Source organism: Novosphingobium sp. ST904, from assembly GCF_001298105.1.
Classification (GTDB): domain Bacteria; phylum Pseudomonadota; class Alphaproteobacteria; order Sphingomonadales; family Sphingomonadaceae; genus Novosphingobium.
The window spans coordinates 45,588-61,841 of sequence record NZ_LGJH01000133.1; the positions used below are offsets into that span (position 1 = coordinate 45,588).

At 66.4% G+C, this 16,254-nt stretch carries 13 protein-coding genes and 1 pseudogene; 4 read left to right on the forward strand and 10 right to left on the reverse strand.

Features of this window, described 5'->3' with window-relative positions:
* Position 1 precedes the first annotated feature (1 nt).
* From ADT71_RS09075 to ADT71_RS09095, 6 genes and pseudogenes are all read right to left on the reverse strand, one after another.
* A complete protein-coding gene (locus ADT71_RS09075; RefSeq protein WP_054436331.1) occupies positions 2-1,210 on the reverse strand; it encodes an NAD(P)/FAD-dependent oxidoreductase in 1,209 nt (402 codons plus the stop codon).
* A pseudogene (locus ADT71_RS09080) lies at positions 1,207-2,828 on the reverse strand (NAD(P)/FAD-dependent oxidoreductase). Before ADT71_RS09080 ends, ADT71_RS09075 begins: the two are co-directional and overlap by 4 nt.
* A 212-nt stretch (positions 2,829-3,040) precedes the next feature.
* Positions 3,041-3,994 carry an alpha/beta hydrolase gene (locus ADT71_RS09085; RefSeq protein WP_054436332.1) on the reverse strand — a complete coding sequence of 318 codons (954 nt, stop codon included), beginning with the start codon at positions 3,992-3,994 and terminating at the stop codon, positions 3,041-3,043.
* A gap of 46 nt (positions 3,995-4,040) precedes the next feature.
* Positions 4,041-4,301: an amidohydrolase family protein gene (locus ADT71_RS34925; RefSeq protein ID WP_255351622.1), complete on the reverse strand. Its 261-nt coding sequence runs from the start codon at positions 4,299-4,301 to the stop codon at positions 4,041-4,043.
* On the reverse strand, positions 4,231-5,526 hold the full coding sequence (locus ADT71_RS09090; RefSeq protein WP_197282969.1) for an amidohydrolase: 1,296 nt from the start codon (positions 5,524-5,526) through the stop codon (positions 4,231-4,233). The genes ADT71_RS34925 and ADT71_RS09090 overlap by 71 nt, the downstream gene beginning before the upstream one ends.
* Positions 5,527-5,818: 292 nt before the next feature.
* Positions 5,819-7,291, reverse strand: coding sequence for a PLP-dependent aminotransferase family protein (locus ADT71_RS09095; protein WP_054436333.1), 1,473 nt, complete (start codon positions 7,289-7,291; stop codon positions 5,819-5,821).
* Positions 7,292-7,585: 294 nt separating this feature from the next.
* On the opposite strand from ADT71_RS09095, the gene ADT71_RS09100 reads away from it, so the two are divergent.
* The 3 genes from ADT71_RS09100 (at position 7,586) to ADT71_RS09110 (ending at position 9,637) form a co-directional block, all read left to right on the forward strand.
* Positions 7,586-8,005, forward strand: coding sequence for a group II truncated hemoglobin (locus ADT71_RS09100; RefSeq protein WP_054436334.1), 420 nt, complete (start codon positions 7,586-7,588; stop codon positions 8,003-8,005).
* Positions 8,006-8,094: 89 nt separating this feature from the next.
* The gene (gene ligK, locus ADT71_RS09105) at positions 8,095-8,769 is read left to right on the forward strand and encodes a 4-carboxy-4-hydroxy-2-oxoadipate aldolase/oxaloacetate decarboxylase (protein WP_054436335.1); all 675 of its coding nucleotides are present in this window, start codon (positions 8,095-8,097) and stop codon (positions 8,767-8,769) included.
* Positions 8,762-9,637, forward strand: a complete 876-nt coding sequence (locus ADT71_RS09110) for an amidohydrolase family protein (RefSeq protein ID WP_054436336.1) — start codon at positions 8,762-8,764, stop codon at positions 9,635-9,637. Before ligK ends, ADT71_RS09110 begins: the two co-directional genes overlap by 8 nt.
* A gap of 190 nt (positions 9,638-9,827) precedes the next feature.
* Here the strand turns inward: ADT71_RS09110 and fghA are convergent, their stop codons facing one another.
* Both fghA and ADT71_RS09120 read right to left on the reverse strand, forming a co-directional pair.
* Positions 9,828-10,658: an S-formylglutathione hydrolase gene (fghA, locus tag ADT71_RS09115; protein ID WP_054436337.1), complete on the reverse strand. Its 831-nt coding sequence runs from the start codon at positions 10,656-10,658 to the stop codon at positions 9,828-9,830.
* On the reverse strand, positions 10,658-11,770 hold the full coding sequence (locus ADT71_RS09120; RefSeq protein WP_054436338.1) for an S-(hydroxymethyl)glutathione dehydrogenase/class III alcohol dehydrogenase: 1,113 nt from the start codon (positions 11,768-11,770) through the stop codon (positions 10,658-10,660). Before ADT71_RS09120 ends, fghA begins: the two co-directional genes overlap by 1 nt.
* A gap of 109 nt (positions 11,771-11,879) precedes the next feature.
* On the opposite strand from ADT71_RS09120, the gene ADT71_RS09125 reads away from it, so the two are divergent.
* Positions 11,880-12,734 (forward strand): LysR substrate-binding domain-containing protein, encoded by an 855-nt coding sequence (locus ADT71_RS09125; protein WP_369818213.1) that lies wholly within the window; start codon positions 11,880-11,882, stop codon positions 12,732-12,734.
* 29 nt (positions 12,735-12,763) lie between these two features.
* Here the strand turns inward: ADT71_RS09125 and mdoH are convergent, their stop codons facing one another.
* Both mdoH and ADT71_RS09135 read right to left on the reverse strand, forming a co-directional pair.
* On the reverse strand, positions 12,764-14,584 hold the full coding sequence (gene mdoH / locus ADT71_RS09130) for a glucans biosynthesis glucosyltransferase MdoH (protein ID WP_054436339.1): 1,821 nt from the start codon (positions 14,582-14,584) through the stop codon (positions 12,764-12,766).
* Positions 14,585-14,650: 66 nt separating this feature from the next.
* The gene (locus ADT71_RS09135; RefSeq protein ID WP_231635748.1) at positions 14,651-16,117 is read right to left on the reverse strand and encodes a glucan biosynthesis protein; all 1,467 of its coding nucleotides are present in this window, start codon (positions 16,115-16,117) and stop codon (positions 14,651-14,653) included.
* Positions 16,118-16,254: the final 137 nt, after the last annotated feature.

Sequence of the window (16,254 nt, forward strand, 5' to 3'; positions counted from 1 at the left end):
GTCAGACCGCCAACCCCGCTGCCCGCGCGCTGGCCCAGGCCCATTGGAAATTGTAGCCGCCAAGCCAGCCCGTCACGTCAGCAGCCTCGCCTATCACATACAGCCCCGGAACCTTGCGAGCCTCCATCGTCTTGGAGGAGATGCCGCCGGTATCGATTCCCCCGGCGGTAACTTCCGCCTTGGCGAAGCCTTCCGAACCTTCCGGCACGAACGGCCAGCGCGCCAGCTTCGCTTCGGCCGCCGCGAGCGCCTTGTCGGACATGGCGCCGAGTTCGCCGTTCAGGCCGAGCCTTTCGCACAGCACATCCACCAGCCGTTCCGGCAGTCCTTCGCCCAGAACCTTGCGGAGCGCCGTGCGCGGGCGATCGCGCTTGGCGTCCCTCAGCCAGCCTTCGCCCCGGTCCGGCAGGAACTGCGTCGTCACGGTCTGTCCGCGCTGCCAGTAGCTCGATATCTGGAGGATGGCCGGGCCGGAGAGCCCGCGGTGCGTAAACAGCGCCGCCTCGCGGAACGCGGCCTTGCCGCCCGCCTTGCCGTCTATGCGCGCGACGACCTCGGTCGACACGCCGGACAACTCGCGGAACAAGGCCTCGTCGCCCGAAAGCGTCAACGGCACCAGGGCGGGGCGCGGCTGGACAACCTTGAGCCCGAACTTGCGGGCCAGGTCATAGGCGATCCCGGTCGCGCCCATTTTCGGGATCGAAGGCCCCCCGGTCGCGATCACGAGCGCCGGGGCCGTCGCCATGCGCTCGCCGAAAGCGACGCGGTAGACCCCGTCGGCATGATCGATTTCACCAAGCGCATCGCCGCAGTTCACCGCAACGCCGCCCTTGGCGCATTCCTCCAGCAACATCGCCACGATCTGCCTGGCCGAACCGTCGCAGAACAGTTGACCCAGCGTCTTTTCGTGCCAGGCGATGCCATAGGCATCGACCAGCGCGATGAAATCGGCCGCAGTATAACGGCTGAGCGCGGATTTCGCGAAGTGAGGATTGCCCGAAAGGTAGCGGTCGGGCGCGGTGTGAACGTTGGTGAAGTTGCAGCGCCCGCCGCCCGAAATCAGGATCTTCTTGCCCGGCTGATCGGCATGGTCGAGCAACAGCACGCGCTTGCCGCGCTGTCCGGCCGTCGCCGCGCAGAACAGCCCGGCCGCGCCGGCGCCGAGAACGATGACATCGTATGGCACGATGCCCGCCGTGGAAGCCGTCATGCCGGCGCCAGTTCCAGCGCGAGCGCTTCGGCCACGCGGATGCCGTCAACCGCAGCCGAAAGGATGCCCCCGGCGTAGCCCGCCCCTTCGCCCGCAGGGTAAAGCCCCCGCGTATTGAGGCTCTGCAGGTCCTTGCCGCGCGTGATCCGAACCGTGATGACGTGCGCGTCTCCACGCCCGTCATCACCACGTCGGGGTGATCGTAACCCGGCACCTGTCGGCCGAACACCGGCAGCGCCTCGCGGATCGCATCCACCACGAAATCTGGCAGGCACTGCTTGAGTTCGGTCAGGTGGACACCGGGCTGATAGCTCGGAATCACTTCGCCGAACTCGCTCGAAGGCCGGTCGGCCAGGAAATCGCCCAGCTTCTGGCCGGGCGCCTTGTAGTTTTCACCGCCGGCCTTGTAGGCCAGTTCCTCGAACTTGCGCTGGAAGGCGATGCCCGCCAACGGATCGCCGGGGTAGTCCTTGTCCGGATCGATATCGACCACGAGGCCGGAATTGGCATTGAACTCGGCGCGCGAATACTGGCTCATGCCGTTGGTGACGACGCGGCCCGGCTCGCTTGCCGCCGCCACGACCCGCCCGCCCGGACACATGCAGAAACTGTAGACTGTGCGCCCGTTCGAAGCCTTGTGCGCAATCGAATAGGCGGCAGGACCAAGGATCTTGTTGCCCGCGTTGTCGCCATAACGCGCCGTGTCGATCCAGCTCTGCGGATGCTCGATGCGCACGCCGATCGCGAAAGGCTTGGCCTCGATATGGACGCCGCGGCCGTGCAGCACCTCGAAAGTATCACGCGCGGAATGGCCCACCGCCATGATGACGTGGGTGGCGGGCAGGAATTCTCCGTTGGAGAGATGCAGGCCGGTGATGCGGCGCTCGCCGTCCTCACCCTGCTCGACTTCGAAATCGTCGACGCGGGTGCCGAAACGGTATTCGCCGCCCAGCTGCTCGATCGTCTCGCGCATCGACATCACCATGGTGACGAGACGGAACGTGCCGATATGCGGGTGGGCCTCGGTAAGGATGTCGTCCGGCGCACCGGCCTTGACGAATTCGGTCAGCACCTTGCGGCCGAGGTGGCGACTGTCCTTGATGCGGCTGTAGAGCTTGCCGTCGGAAAACGTGCCCGCTCCGCCCTCGCCGAACTGCACGTTGCTCTCGGTATCGAGCACCGAGCGGCGCCAGAGCCCCCAGGTATCCTTCGTCCGCTCGCGCACGGCCTTGCCGCGCTCGACGATGATCGGCCTGAAGCCCATCTGCGCGAGAACAAGCGCGGCCAGCAGTCCGCAGGGACCGGCGCCGATCACCACCGGTCGCGGGCCATCGAAGCCTTCCGGCGCATGGGTGACGAACTTGTATGACGTATCCGGCGTCGGGCGCACGTGCTGGTCGCCATGATGCGCCGCCAGCACTTTGGCCTCGTCCTTCACCAGCACGTCCAGCGTGTAGACCAGCTTGATCGCGTTCTTGCGCCGCGCGTCATTACCGCGGCGCACCACCGTGACGCGCTCGAGAGCGCCGAGTTCGATCCCCAGCCGCGCGCAGACGGCGGCGTCGAGTTCCTCAGGGGCATGGTCGAGCGGCAGGGTAAGGTCGGACAAGCGTAACATTCGCGGGCCCTTATACCCGTTCGGTCCAGGACGCCACGGCTTTGCGGGACCGCCGGGGTGCCGTTATGGCAAACCCGCTTGAAGCGGAAAGAAAATCCCCAACGGCTCACAACGCGCCCTCGCCCCGGCGATGTGCCCGTAAACCGGAGCGCAGCAGTGAGGGAGAGTTCACCTTCCCGGGCGGTTCACCCCAAAAGCGCGCGCCTTGTCGATCACCTTTCGGCGAGAATTCCCGCAAGCCATTGCGAAGCCTCGCCAATCGCCCGATCGGCAAGACCCGAAACGGAAACGGCTTCGAGGAAGCTATGCGTGGCGCCCGGATAGACGCGCAGTTCGGTCGCCACGCCTGCTTTCGCGAGTCGCGCCGCCATCTCAAGGTTCTCGTCAAGCAGCACATCGCATTCGGCTACGCAGAGCCATGAAGGCGCAAGCCCCCCAAGCTCTGCATGAAGCGGCCGGGCGAGCGGATCGTCAACCGGCTCCTGGCCGAGATAGCTCGCCCAGAATTCGTCCATCTCCGGCCCAGTGAGCATGTAGCGATCGCCATCCCCATAACGGCGATAGCTTCCTGTCCAGGTGCCGTCCCAAGCGCCATAATTGAGCAGAAGGCCAAGCGGCATCACGGCCCCGACGGTCCTGCGGCGCAGGGCTGCGGCAACCGCGAGATTGGCGCCCGCACTGTCTCCGCCCAGTGCATAACGCGCCGGGTCCAGGCCGTGCGACGCCCCAGCACCGGCAAGCCAGTCAAGTACCTCCGTGATCGCCTCGATGGCGCAAGGGAAGCGCTGCTCCGGCGCCAGCGGATAATCGATGCCCAGCACCGCGCAGCCGGCTCGGCCTGCATATTCCCGCATCAGCCGGTCATGGGTGTCGATGCTGAACAGGGTCCATCCGCCGCCGTGAAGGTAGACGAGCACGGGCAGGTTCGCTTCGACGGAGGGCCGGTGAATGCGGATTCGCACGCCGGAGGCTCCGACATGGAACTCATCCGCGGCGGCCATCGCCGGACCGCCCGCTCGCCATGGCTGCCGCTGCCGTTCGGCAATCGCACGTCGCTCGGAGACCGAAATCCCCGGCCGCGAGCCGAGCGCCGCCGAGGCGGCGAACATCGCGGTCAGCCATGACCGGATTTCGGGATCGACATCATCATTGGGAAACCGTGCCATCGAATCCTGCGCAACCGAGACGGAAATCCGGGAAGATCGAAGCGTTTCAGCCGTAGACTTTCGTTCCGCCAAGGTGGGTCGAAACAACCTTGGCCTTGTCCAGATCGGCCGGATCGATTGCGGCCAGGTCGCGGTCCCAGATCACGAAGTCCGCCAGTCTCCCCGGCGAAAGCGTGCCGGTGTCTGCCTCCGATCGTCCGGCGAAAGCAGCGCCACGCGTATAGGCGAGCAGCGCGTCATGGATCTCGACCTTCTGTTCGGGATACCAGCCGTTCGGATTGGCCCCGTCGAGCGTCTGGCGCAGCACCGCCGCTTTGAGCCCGGTCAGCGGATCGATCGGCGCCACCGGCCAGTCGAACCGAACGAGACATGCGCGCCGCTCCTGATGAGCGATTCGAAAGCATATGTGGTCTTGAGCCGTTCCGGGCCGATGCGGCGCACCGCCCAGCGGCGTCGTCCACGGCATGGAACGGCTGGACCGAGGCGATCACTCCCTGTTCGGCGAAACGGCCGATGGATGCGGGGTTGAGATGCTGTGCATGTTCGATGCGCCCCCGCCGATCGCGCGGGCCATTTACCCTGGCCACCTCTGCCCAGAAATCGAGCACCATGTCATTGGCGCGGTCCCCGATGGCATGCGTGGCGATCTGGAGGCCCGCAGCATCCGCCGCCAGCATGAGCGATCGCATCTCGTCAGGATCGGTCACCGTGATGCCCCGCGTCTTGGGATCGTCGAGATAAGGCTCGTAGAACAGCGCCGTGCGCGAGCCGAGCGACCCGTCGAACACGACCTTGCAACCGCCCCAGCGCACGAATTCATCGCCGCGCCCCTCGGCCTTGATGATCGCGTCGAGCTTCTGCCAGTCCTTCAGCGGGGTCATCGCATAGAAGCGGAACGGCAGATTGCCCGAAACCCGGATCCGGCGCGCGGATTCGAAGGTGTTCCAGTCGATCCCGGTCTCGTGAACCTGCGTCACCCCCTTCGACAGGGCAAGCTGGATGCCCCGGCGGTTCGTTGCATCGATCTGCGCGTCGGTGGGGCGCGGAATGCGCTCGATCACCATGTCCTTGGCGGCGTCCTTGAACACGCCGGTAAGGCGGCCCTTGCCGTCTCGAACGATCACGCCGCCGGCCACATCGGGCGTATCCTCGCCGAGGTTCAGCATCCTGAGCGCCAACGAATTCAGCACGATCATATGCAGGTCGTAGCGGACCACGGCGACGGGCGTCTGCTGGCTCACCGTATCGAACCAGTCGCGGCTCGGCAGTTCGCCGCCCCAGGAATCGTTGTCCCAGTTGCCGCCGAGCAGCCATTCCCCCGCCGGCATCGCCTTGGCCGCGTCGGCAATCACTTTCACGAAAGCCTCGCGATTGTGCGCCTCTCGAAGAGAAGGCTGGCCGATCGTGGCCGAGCCCATGGTGAAGTGGACGTGGCAATCGGTAAAGCCGGGCGTGACGAACGCTCCGCCAAGATCGACGACCCGCGTCCGCTTGTCCGCGAGGCTCCGCGTGGCCTCTGCCCCCAACGCCACCACGCGCGAGCGACGAGGCCGATGGCGTCCGTGAATATCTCGCGCCCCTCGCCCGTCCAGATGCGGCCGTTGGTGTAGATCGTATCCACCGGAACGCCCCGCGCCCACGCCGCCTGCCTATAGAAAAGCCCGGCCGCTGCGGCGCCGGCGGTGCGGGTGATGAAGTTTCGGCGGTTTAGTGCTGTCATCTTGCGTCCCGTCGGGTGGTGGAAGTCTTCTTCCGAACATGAGCGGGCGCGCTGGAGCCCGAAACGGCCAATTACGAAAAAACCCGACGGGTCCAGTCCGCCTCCTACCGCGCAGCCTCCGCCAGCGCGGTGATCGCCCTTGTCGCTTCCGTATCGTTGAGACTGGCGAAGCCGAGCCGCAGCCCCCGCGGCGCGGTATCGCGCGCCATGAACGAGCGGTAGCTGGCGAAACGCAGGCCCTGCGCCCGTGCACGCTCCTCCATCCGGTCGAGATCGCCGCGGAACTTCACCCAGAAAGCGAGCCCTCCGTCCGGGACCGCGAAATCGACATGTTCGCCGAGATGCGCGTCAAGCAAGGCCGCGAAGGACTGGCGGCGTTCGGAATAGACACGCCACGCCTTGCGGGCATGGCGGCGCAGTTCACCGTTGCGGATGAGTTCGGCGGCGGTTTCCTCGGTAACGGTATTGCCCATGCCGTCGGTCAGCGAGACCCGGTGCGCCACGGCGTCGATCACCGCTTCGGGCGCAGCAAGGAAGCCGATGCGCAGCGCCGGCAGCAGCAGTTTCGACATCGACCCCAGATAAAGCACCTGCCCCGGCGCATAGCCCGCCATCGGCAACAGCGGCTGAGACTGGAAATGAAATTCGTGATCGTAATCGTCCTCGATGATCGCAACACCAAACTGTCTTGCGATTTCAAGCAATTGCAGCCGCCGTTCCGGGCGAAGCGCGATCGTGGTGGGGAACTGATGGTGCGGCGTCAGGAACACCGCACGCACCGAGTGGCGGCGGCACATCGCCTCGACCTCGCCCACGTCGATCCCCTCGTCGTCCAGCCCCACCGGGATCACCTTGCCGCCCAATGCGCGGATCGCGGCGACGGCGGGCTCATAGGTCAGTTCCTCCACGATCACCGCATCGCCCGGTTCGATCAGCACCTGAAGCGCCAGGAACAGACCGTTCTGGCTGCCCCTGGTGATGCAGATATTGGCCGGGGTCACGGGCAGTCCGCGCTGGCTGCGCAGCATCTCGGCGATCTGTTCCCGCAGCAGTTCGGAACCGCGCGGATCGCGGTATTGCAGGCGATTGGCGCGCGAGGCCCGGCTGATCGCCGAGCGATAGGCGCGGGCAAGCTGGTCTGCCGGGAAAATCCGCCCGTCCGGCGCGCCTTCGTCCAGCTTGATGCCCTTGCCGCCGGGCAGCGCCAGCGGCCGCTCGGGCGGTTCGGAAAAACGGTAATGCGTCTGCTCGAACCGCCGATCCGCCTCCTGCCCGCCCTCGGCAGCAGTCGCTTCCGGCGACTGGCTGCTGGGCAGCGAGCGCGAAACCACGGTGCCGCGCGTCCCCTCGGTGGAAAGCCAGCCCTGCGCGATCAAGTCCTCATAGGCGAGCACCACGGTCTTGCGATTGACGCCGAGCGCCCCCGCCAGTTCGCGGCTGCTCGGCAGGTATGTGCCCGAAGCGAGCCGCCCGGTTTCGATATCCCGGATGAGCGCGTGGATGATCTGCATATAGATCGGCGTTCCGCGCTCGGGATCGATACGTTCGCCGAGAGTGACCTGCCAGGGACGCAGCATGTTCGTTTTCGCCTTCCTCGTAAGGAGGTTCCTTCGCTAACATCCCATCCCGCGATGGACCATGGGAATTTTCCAATACAGGCATTTTTACGGACCACTGCGACATTACGGAGCCGTTACCCAAAATGCATGAGGATCTGGAAAAATCATTCAATCCATCGCTTAAGTCCTGAATTTCCTGCAAAATGCACCTGACAGAAAGCGACAGAGAAGGGGTAGAGCGCCGCAGAGGGCGCCAGAAGCGCCGCATTTCCCGCTTGCCTGCCGCGTCCGCCTGTCCAAAGGACAAGCGCCATGACCGAGACCACCCTTTACGACCGGATCGGCGGCGCGCCGACCATCGATGCCCTTGTCGACAGCTTCTATGCCCGCATGGACGAACTCGATGCAGCGCGCACCATCCGCGCCATGCATCCGCAAGACCTTGGCCCGCTGGGCCAGGTGCTGAAGGACTACCTTTCCGAATGGCTCGGCGGCCCGGCGCTGTTCTCTCCGGTGCGCGGCCATCCCCGCATGCGCCAGCGCCATATGCGCGTGCCGATCGATTCCGCCGCGCGCGATGCATGGCTGCTGTGTATGCGCGGGGCGCTGGCGCAGACGGTGGCCGACGAAGCAGCAAGAAGCGCCATCGACGATGCCATGGCCCGCCTTGCCGACTGGATGCGCAACGTCCCCGACGAACCCGCCGCCGAAACCACGATTAGCCAGAACTAATCGCCTCTCAGGGCAATCCCCTTCGCCTTTCCTGCGGCGCCGGGCCTAGAATGACGGCCTGAAATTACGATAATGCAGGAGAGCACGTGATGAGTGGTATCGTCGTCCAGAACATCGAGCGGGCCGACCCCGCCGTGATCGACGGCCTCGCCAAGTGCGGCGTCGCAACCGTCCACGAAGCCCAGGGTCGCACCGGCCTTCTCGCAGGCTACATGACGCCGATCTATCGCGGCGCCCGCATTGCCGGTTCGGCCGTGACCATCAGCGCGCCTCCGGGTGACAACTGGATGGTCCATGTCGCCATCGAGCAGCTCAAGGAAGGCGACGTGCTGCTCCTTGCCCCCACCAGCCCCTGCGAGGACGGCTATTTCGGCGACCTGCTGGCCACCAGTGCCATCGCGCGCGGCTGCCGCGGCCTGATCATCGACGCCGGCGTGCGCGATGTGCGCGATCTTACCGAGATGGAATTCCCGGTCTGGTCCAAGGCGATCCACGCACAGGGCACCGTCAAGAACACGCTCGGTTCGGTCAACGTGCCGGTGGTCTGCGCCAATGCCGCCGTGAATCCCGGCGACGTGATCGTGGCCGACGATGACGGCGTGGTGGTGGTGCCGCGTGAAAAGGCCGCCGAAGTGCTCGCCGCCGCACAGGCCCGCGAAGCCAACGAAGGCGAAAAGCGCGAGAAGCTGGCCGCAGGCGTGCTCGGCCTCGACATGTACAAGATGCGCGAGCGCCTCGAAAAGGAAGGCCTCAAGTATGTCTGAGCGGATCACCTCGTGGCACGCGGCCCCGAGCAAACCGCTCTACACGCCGCCCGCCGGCGCCATTGACGCGCATTGCCACGTCTTCGGCCCGATGGCGCAGTTCCCGTTCAGCGCCAAGGCCAAGTACCTTCCCGAGGACGCCGGGCCGGACAAGCTCTTCGCCCTGCGCGATCACCTCGGCTTCGCCCGCAACGTGATCGTGCAGGCAAGCTGCCACGGAACCGACAATGCCGCGACGCTGGATGCCATCGCCAGGTCGGACGGAAAGGCGCGCGGCGTGGCCGTGGTCGATCCGGCGATCTCGGACGCGGACCTCGCGAAGCTGCATGAAGGCGGCATTCGCGGCATCCGCTTCAACTTCCTGAAGCGCCTTGTGGACGATGCGCCGAAGGACAAGTTCCTCGAAGTCGCCGGTCGCCTGCCCGAAGGCTGGCACGTGGTGATCTACTTCGAGGCCGATATCCTCGAGGAAATGCGTGCCTTCATCGCCGCGATCCCGGTGCCGGTCGTGATCGACCACATGGGCCGCCCGGACGTGACGCAGGGGCCGGACGGCGCGGACATGAAGGCGTTCCGCACGCTGCTCGAAAGCCGGGACGACATCTGGTTCAAGGCCACCTGCCCCGACCGTCTCGACCCCACGAATGACCCGTGGGACAAGTTCGCCGAAGCAGTCGCGCCGCTGGTGGCGGACTATCCGGACCGCGTGATCTGGGGCACCGACTGGCCGCACCCGAACATGCAGGACAACATCCCGGACGACGGCCACCTCGTTGACATGATCCCCTGCATCGCGCCCACGGCGGAGCTTCAGCAGAAGCTCCTCGTGACCAATCCGATGCGGCTTTACTGGCCGGAAGAGCTTTAAGATAAAGGGAAAAGCAGGGGCCATCGCCCCTGCACCCCCGACTTTCTCGGCGCGCCCCGCACTCGCGGTTGGCGCGCCGATTGCGTCGGGAGACATAAAAAGCCTGCGACGCAGGGAGTGCACGAGGCATCTGCGCGCGCAAGGTCGACATTCCGAGGGTCCGGGGGATCATCCCCCGGGTCTTCCTCTTCTACTTCAACCTTTCCGCGTGCCAGCCGACATGCTCGGCCATGAACGTCGAGATGAAGTAGTAGGAGTGGTCGTAGCCCTCCTGCATCCGGATCGTCGCAGGCTGGCCCGCCCTGGCGCAAGCCTCTTCCAGCAGATGCGTCTTGAGCTGGCCTTCAAGGAAGCCGTCGGCCGTGCCCTGATCCACCAGCAGGTCCGGCAGGCGCGCGCCGTCCTCGATCAGTGCGCAGGCGTCGTATTCGCGCCATGCCGAGCGGTCCCCGCCGATATAGCCGGTCAGCGCCTTCTCGCCCCATGGGCAATTGAGCGGCGAGACAATCGGTGCAAAGGCGCTGACCGAGCGGAAGCGCGACGGATCGCGCAGCGCGATCGTCAGCGCGCCGTGGCCGCCCATCGAGTGGCCGGTAATGCCCTGCCGCGCCATGTCGGCGGGGAAGTGCTCGGCGATCACGGCGGGAAGCTCGGTCTCGATGTAGGAGCGCATGCGGAAGTTCGCGCTCCACGGTTCCTCCGTCGCATCGACGTAGAAGCCCGCGCCCTTGCCGAAGTCGTAGCCTTCGTCGTCCGGCACATCGTCGCCGCGCGGAGAGGTGTCCGGCGCGACGAGGATCACGCCATGCTCGGCGCAGGCGCGGCGGAACTCGCCCTTTTCGGTGACGTTGGCGTGGGTGCAGGTCAGCCCCGAGAGGAACCACAACACCGGCAGCTTCGTGCCCGGCGCATGATCCGGCACGAAGACCGAAAAGGTCATCGGTGTGCCGGTTTCGGCGGAGGCGTGGGTGTAGACACCCTGCACCCCGCCGAACGCCCGGTTGGTCGAAACCGTCTCCATCAGAAGACGACGACCGAACGGATCGACTTGCCCTCGTGCATCAGGTCGAACGCGGTATTGATCTCTTCCAGGCCCATGACGTGGGTGATCATCGGGTCGATCTCGATCTTGCCGGTCATGTACATGTCGACGATCTTGGGCACGTCGGTACGGCCCTTGGCTCCGCCGAACGCGGTGCCGCGCCAGTTGCGGCCGGTGACGAGCTGGAACGGGCGCGTCTCGATGGTCTTGCCCGCTTCGGCCACGCCGATCACGATGGAGGTGCCCCAGCCGCGGTGGCAGGCTTCCAGCGCGGTGCGCATCACTTCGGTGTTGCCGGTGGCGTCGAAGGTATAGTCCGCGCCGCCATCGGTCATCAGCACGATCTTGGCGACCACGTCCTCGCGGCTCATGCCTTTCGAGTTCAGGAAGTCGGTCATGCCGAAGCGGCGGCCCCATTCCTCGCGGTCGGGGTTGATGTCCACGCCGATGATCTTGTTCGCCCCGGCAAGGCGCGCGCCCTGGATCACGTTGAGGCCGATGCCGCCAAGGCCGAAGACCACCACGTTGTCGCCCACCTGCACTTTGGCGGTGTTGATGACCGCACCAACGCCCGTGGTGACGCCGCAACCGATGTAGCAAGAGGACTGGAACGGCGCGTCCTCACGGATCTTGGCGACGGCGATCTCGGGCAGCACGGTGAAGTTCGAGAAGGTCGAGCAGCCCATGTAGTGGTAGATCGGCTGGCCCTTGTAGGAAAAGCGCGTGGTGCCGTCCGGCATCAGGCCCTTCCCCTGCGTGGCGCGGATCGCGGTGCAGAGGTTGGTTTTCCCTGAGAGGCACGACTTACACTGGCGGCATTCCGGAGTGTAGAGCGGGATCACGTGATCGCCCGGCACCACCGAGGTCACGCCCGCGCCCACTTCGCGCACCACGCCCGCGCCTTCATGGCCGAGCACGCTGGGGAAGATGCCCTCGCTGTCGAAACCGTCCAGCGTGTAGGCATCGGTATGGCAGATGCCGGTCGCCATGATCTCGACCAGAACCTCGCCCGCCTTGGGGCCTTCAAGGTCGAGTTCGACGATTTCGAGCGGCTTCTTGGCCTCGAAGGCGACGGCGGCGCGGGTCTTCATGGGGTATGCTCCTGAAATTCTGAAGGCCTTTGTAGGACCGCGCCTTGCTGTGATAAAGCGGCCGTTCTGAAAAGGATTATCACCATACGGGGACAATGATGCTCGGCCAGTGGGATGGTATCGAGGAGTTCGTGATCGTGGCGCGCTCGGCAGCTTCACGCAGGCGGCCGAGGCCTACGGCGCTTCGGTTACGCACATGAGCCGGGCGCTGGCGCGGCTGGAGGCGCGCCTGCAGGTGCAGCTGCTCCACCGCACCACGCGCTCGCTACGGCTGACCGAGACGGGGCAGATATTCCTCGAAACCTGCCGCCGCCTGATCGAGGAACGGGACGAGGCCATCGCCGCCATCACCTCGCAAGGCGAGCCGCGCGGGCATTTGCGCGTCACCTGTTCCTATGCGCTGGGCGAGAAGTTCGTGGCGCCGCTGGTGCGCGAACTGTCGCAGGCCTATCCGGCGATCTCGGTGACGCTGGACCTCGACAACTCGCTGGTGGACCTGATCGCCGATGGCTACGATCTGGCGATCCGCACCGGCCATCTGGAGGACTCGCGGCTGGTGGCCACCCGCGTCGCCTCGCGGACATTGGTGACGCTGGCCTCGCCCGCCTACCTCGACGCGCGGGGGCGTCCTTCCGATATCGCCGACCTTTCCCGCCACGAATGCCTCGTCGGCTCGGCGGCGCAATGGCATTTCCGGGGCGGCCGGACCTTTCGCCCGCAAGGACGCTGGCGCTGCAACAGCGGCAATGCCCTGCTGGAAGCGGCGCTGGCGGGGATGGGCATTTGCCAGCTACCGGCATTCTACCTCGCGACCGTGTGGCCGCCGGAAGACTGGAGCCGGTGCTGGCGGCGCTGGCGCCGGAAGAAGAGCCGATCTGGGCGGTCTATCCGCAGCGCCGGCACCTCTCCCCCAAAGTCAGCGCGCTGGTGGCGCACTTGCGCGCGCAGTTGCCCGCAAGGCTGACCGAAGCCAGCGCCTGACCCAGGTGCAGACTACCCGATGACCAGCGGGGGCGTGCCGCCCTCCTGAATATCGTCGTTGGCGTGTTCGACCGGATCGTCGATCGTCGAAGCGGGAACGGCGAAGCAGCCGTGACGCTCCGCCCGTTCGCCAAGCTGCTGGCTCGACGTCAGGCTGATGAGCCAAGGCGAGGCGAGCAGGCCCAGCGTCAGCGGCGAAAGCCACAGCGCCGTCACCGGATCGATGAATGCCGTGGCCGCAAAGACGAGGCCGAGCGCGATGTGCTCCTTGAGGTCGGGCAGCACTTCGCGCACCGAAATGCGGCGGGCATCGCGCTCCTGCGTGTTCCAGTGCGCCGGAATGCCCAGCGCAAGGCCGAACAGCGCCTTGACCTGCATCACCATCGTCACCGGCGCCAGCAGGATCGCCAGCGGCACTTCCAGCGCAACCGAGCGCAGGACGCCGCCGAAGCCGCCGAAGCTGCGGCGGCGCGTCCCGTCGGCCAGAACCCAGATCGTCCCCATCAGCTTGGGACCGAACAGCAGCAGCACGGTAAGCCACAGCACGCTCGGCGGGGTGCCCACGCCCAGAAGCTGGCCGCCCTTGCTGGCCGCGGCCTGCGCGATGGACGTCAGCAGCAGCAGCAGCCAGCCCGGCGAGGTGAGATAGGCCGATGCGCCGATCAGCAGGTGCAGGCGGCTCACCCAGTGCAGGCCCGATGCATCGAGCAGGCGCAAGTGCTGGAGGTTGCCCTGCATCCAGCGCCGGTCACGGATCGCGTGATCGACGATGGTGGGCGGGAATTCCTCGTAGCTGCCGTCGATCATGACCATGTGGACGGCCCAGCCCCGGCGGCGCAGGAGCGCGGATTCCAGCATGTCATGGCTGAGGATGTGCCCGCCGAACGGCGCCTTGCCCGGCAATTCGGGCAAGCCGCAGGCTTCGGCGAAGGCGCGCGTGCGGACGATGGCGTTGTGGCCCCAGAAGTTCGATTCCGCGCCCGACCACCAGAGCAGCCCCGCCGAGGCGATCGGCCCGTAGGCCTCGCTGGCGAAGCGCATCCAGCGCTGGAACACCGTCTTGGCGTTGATGATCATCGGCACGGTCTGGAGCAGGCCGATCGAGGGGCGCTCCTCCATGATCGCGGCCATGCCGACGATGGCATCGCCGCTCATCAGCGAGTCCGCATCGAGGATCAGCATGTTCTCGTAAGCGCCGCCGAAGCGCTGGACCCATTCGGCGATATTGCCGGGCTTGCGCGCGATGTTCTTCTCGCGGCGGCGGTAATAGAGCGCGATCGGCGCCTCGGCGGCGAGTTCGCGCCAGGCGGCTTCCTCGCGCTTGCCGTGGAAGGCGTTGGAATCGCTGAGCACGAAGAAGTCGATCCACTCCGCCGCGCCCGAAGCCGCAATCGAATTGGTCATCGCCCGCACGCGGCCGAACGTGGCCTCGACGCTCTCGTTATAGACCGGCATGAGCACGGCGGTGCGGTGCCGCAGCGAGGATGCCGGGCTGGGGATCGCGGTAAAGCCGGGATGCTTGCCGCTGATGAGCTGGAGGAAGCCGATCGTCGCGGTGACGAAGCCGAACGAGATCCAGCAGAACAGCGGCACGAAGAACAGCAGCAGGATCACCTCGATCGCGTCGAGCCCATCGCGCGAGAAGGCGAAACGCACTTCGCTGGAGGCGGCAAGGCCGATCATCGCGGTCAGCGCGATCAGCAGCAGGCGCTTCACCAGCATCCCGTGCGGACTGGTGGCAACGGCGATGGTGCCCGGCGCGATGCCATCCAGGTCCTGCACCGGCATGGCCAGCGGCGCTTCGGGCGGAAGCGGGCTCAAGGCGCGGTTCATGGCTGGACTCCCTGTATTACCGTTTCGCTGAGCGCCTGATCCCCGCGCTTCAGATAGAGCCTGAATTCAGGCGAGGGCACAGCCGCAGGCCGCACGTCGAGCGTGACCCGCCAGCGCCCGTCCTGCCCCGCCACCGGATAGGCGGCGGGCGTGAAGCAGGGCCTTGGGCGGCAGGTTGGTCGCCGCGGTCACGCCGCTGTCGCGGCCAAGGCCCCTGAGCGCGGGACCATCGAAATCGAACACGAACTTGCGCGCCTCCTGCGAGACAGGCTCGTCGCCGGGGCGCCCCGCCGCGCCCTGCCAGCTATCGACGCAGCGCGCCGCCGTGCCCGCCGTCGGATCCTGGGAGGTCCAGGTGAGGCGATAGGTGAATTCGCGGCCCTGCCCCGCCTTCGCCGGCTGGTCGGAAACCCAGAAGGCGGCCACGTTGTCCTGCGTCTCGCTGCCCGTGGGCATGCGGTAGAGCATGACCGTGCCCGCGCCCCAGTCCCCCTGCGGCTCCACCCAGAGCGAGGGGCGACGGTCGTAGAAGGCGCCGTCGTCCTGATAGTGGTCGAACGCCTGGTCGCGCTGGAGCAGGCCGAAGCCCTTCACATGGTCGGCGCGCAAGGCATTCGTGCGGTTCGCCGCGGGGTTGGACAGCGGCACCCAGATGCGCTCCCCGCTGCCGGACCATATGGCGAGCCCGTCGGAATCGTGGATTTCCGGGCGCCAGTCCGCGCGCCTGGCGGAATCGGACTGATCGTACCAGAACATGCTGGTGATCGGCGCGGCGCCCAGCCGCTCGACATCGCGGCGGAAGAACAGCGCCGCGCGAACGTCCTGCGTCACCCCCGCGGTGCCCTTGCGGCAATCGAAGGCATAGGCGCCCGTCACGCTCGGCCCGTCGAGCAGGGCATGGATGCGCACCCGGTCAGGCCCGAGATTCTCGATCCAGAATTCGGTGAAGGCGGGGAATTCCTCGGCCTTGGGCAAGGCGGTGTCCACCGCGATGCCGCGCGCGGAAAGCCCGTACTGGTCGCGCGAACCGGAGGAGCGGAAATAGGAAGCGCCGAGGAAGGCCAGCCAGTCCGAATGCTGGTCCTGCGTCATGACGCGGAAACCTGCGGGATCGGCCTGCTTGCCGCCCACGAACAACCCGCGCGCATCGACGAGCTGCCGCGCGGAGCCGTTCTCCACCAGATGCAGCGTCACCGCATGGGGCGATGTTCCCCGCGCCGTGGGAAACAGCCTGACATCGCCGCCGAGCGCCTGTGCCGGGCCATATGTGAGCTTGCCCACCGCATCGAAATCGGCAACCGCATGGGGCGAGACTTGCGGCTCCGCCCATGGCCGTGCGGCCAGAGCGCGCGCCTGCTCGACCAGAACGTCCCACGAAAACGGACGCGCGGCGGCGAAGCGGGGCTGCGCCGCGGCCCGCGCCATCGGCGGCAGGGCCACGAAACCGGCGAGCGCGGCCACAAGTCCGGAAAATTCGCGCCGGGCGATCGATCTGTTGGCGACCTCGGTCGCGATCGTGCCTGCGTCCCTCATGTTAATTCGCTTCATGCGGTCAATACGCTTGGACGAAAGCAAAGTTTCGTCCGCGTCGTGAAGGTCCTTCTGTTGTGCAGCCCCCGGCGCGCGGTCTTGCCGGCCATTTGGGGGAGCCGGGCATCTCACGAGCGCAG

Excerpts from the sequence above, each read along its gene's own strand:
- mdoH (WP_054436339.1), bottom strand. The coding sequence starts at position 14,584 with ATGAACCGCGCCTTGAGCCCGCTTCCGCCCGAAGCGCCGCTGGCCATG.
- ADT71_RS09110 (WP_054436336.1), top strand. The coding sequence starts at position 8,762 with ATGTCTGAGCGGATCACCTCGTGGCACGCGGCCCCGAGCAAACCGCTC.
- ADT71_RS09085 (WP_054436332.1), bottom strand. The coding sequence starts at position 3,994 with ATGGCACGGTTTCCCAATGATGATGTCGATCCCGAAATCCGGTCATGG.
- fghA (WP_054436337.1), bottom strand. The coding sequence starts at position 10,658 with ATGGAGACGGTTTCGACCAACCGGGCGTTCGGCGGGGTGCAGGGTGTC.
- ligK (WP_054436335.1), top strand. The coding sequence starts at position 8,095 with ATGAGTGGTATCGTCGTCCAGAACATCGAGCGGGCCGACCCCGCCGTG.
- ADT71_RS09135 (WP_231635748.1), bottom strand. The coding sequence starts at position 16,117 with ATGAGGGACGCAGGCACGATCGCGACCGAGGTCGCCAACAGATCGATC.
- ADT71_RS09095 (WP_054436333.1), bottom strand. The coding sequence starts at position 7,291 with ATGCTGCGTCCCTGGCAGGTCACTCTCGGCGAACGTATCGATCCCGAG.
- ADT71_RS09120 (WP_054436338.1), bottom strand. The coding sequence starts at position 11,770 with ATGAAGACCCGCGCCGCCGTCGCCTTCGAGGCCAAGAAGCCGCTCGAA.
- ADT71_RS09075 (WP_054436331.1), bottom strand. The coding sequence starts at position 1,210 with ATGACGGCTTCCACGGCGGGCATCGTGCCATACGATGTCATCGTTCTC.
- ADT71_RS09100 (WP_054436334.1), top strand. The coding sequence starts at position 7,586 with ATGACCGAGACCACCCTTTACGACCGGATCGGCGGCGCGCCGACCATC.